General features: G+C 64.3%; 1 protein-coding gene and 2 pseudogenes. All 3 read left to right on the top strand.

What is annotated here, in order from left to right:
- A pseudogene (locus ENZ74_RS31695) lies at positions 1-228 on the top strand (3-hydroxyacyl-CoA dehydrogenase family protein); the annotation flags it as partial.
- A 130-nt stretch (positions 229-358) separates the two neighbouring features.
- The gene (locus tag ENZ74_RS31690) at positions 359-1,189 is read left to right on the top strand and encodes an ABC transporter ATP-binding protein (protein ID WP_013529863.1); all 831 of its coding nucleotides are present in this window, start codon (positions 359-361) and stop codon (positions 1,187-1,189) included.
- Positions 1,186-1,413: pseudogene (locus ENZ74_RS31685) on the top strand (ABC transporter permease); the annotation flags it as partial. The gene ENZ74_RS31690 and the pseudogene ENZ74_RS31685, both read left to right, overlap by 4 nt.

Below are 1,413 nucleotides of genomic sequence, written 5' to 3'. Positions count from 1 at the left end.
ATGGCGGGGCTGGATATCTACAAATCCGTCTCGTCCTTCCTGAATGCCGATCTCTCCAACCGCGACGATGTGGCGCCGATGGTTCTGGAGAAGACGGCTGCGTCGAAATTCGGCATCAAGTCGGGCGAGGGCATGTTTGCCTACACGCCCGAGCAGACAAAGGCGCTGCAAGGTGAACGGGCGCGCAAGCTCGTCGCGGTGCGGCGCATCCTGGAAGGCCGGGAGTAGCCAATGTCACATGGTGCGCACAGGGCCAGCCGGTTTGAGGAGTTCCACCGGTCGGCTGTTTGTGTGAAGGGCGCCTTCGCCATCAAGATGGTGCGGGTGCGGCAGAAAACAGCGCGCGGGGCGACAAGCCATGCGCATTGAAACCATCCGAGCCGCCGGCGACAGGCCGGCCCATATCCGCCATGACGATCTAATCTCCGCCAAGGGCGTTTCGGTGGTCATGGCCCGTCAGCTGATCCTCAGGAACATCGATCTTTCGGTGCCAAAGGGATCATTCGTTTCCCTTATCGGTCCTTCCGGATGTGGCAAGAGCACCTTGCTCAAGGTGCTGGCCGGGCTGGTGCAGCCTACCCAGGGCAGCGTTTCGATCGCCGGGCTCGCGCCGGTCGAGGCGGCGCGCAAGCGGATGATCGGCCTCGTCTTCCAGGACGCCAACCTGCTCCCCTGGAAAAACGCCGTCGACAATGCCTCGATGCTGCTCGGCATCGCCGACAAGTCGCTCTCGCGCTCGGATCTGCGGGCGCGCGGGCAGGAGATGCTGGAACTGGTGGGGCTGGGCGACAGCGCCCACAAGCGGCCAAACGAGCTGTCGGGCGGCATGCGGCAGCGGGTCGCCATTGCACGGGCCCTGGCGCTCGATCCGGCGGTCCTGCTGATGGACGAACCGTTCGGCGCGCTCGATGCCATCACCCGCGATTCGATGGGCCAGTCGCTGCTGGAGATCTGGCAGCGGACCGGCAAGACGATCGTGCTCGTCACCCATTCCATCGACGAGGCCATCCATCTGTCGCGCCATGTTCATGTGCTGGGGATCAAGCCGGGACGGATCACCGAGAGCCTCGACATTGCGCTGCCTTACCCGCGCGACCTGTCGGTCACCGAAGATCCGGAGTTCGTCAGGCTGGTGGTCCAGTTGCGAACGATGCTGCGCTCCAGCCATCAACCGGGAGGCGCGTCTTGAGCGACCAACCCATAATCGACCTTTCCGAGCCGCGCCTCGCCTCCAGCTGGAGTGCGGCGACCGGCAGCTGGCTGCCGGCTGTCATCCTCCTGCTGGTGACGATCGTGCTGTGGGAAGCCGCGGTGCGGATCTTTGCCATATCCGCCTTCATCATTCCCGCCCCGTCCGAAATCGCGAAGTCGCTGGTGGCGCAATGGGGCACGCTGATGCAGGCGACGCTGGTG

It is taken from the genome of Mesorhizobium sp. M7A.F.Ca.CA.002.15.2.1, from assembly GCF_003998715.1.
In the GTDB taxonomy this organism is placed as follows: Bacteria; Pseudomonadota; Alphaproteobacteria; order Rhizobiales; family Rhizobiaceae; genus Mesorhizobium; species Mesorhizobium ciceri.
Note: the sequence above shows the minus strand (reverse complement) of the source record. Positions and strands in the feature narration are given on the sequence as shown.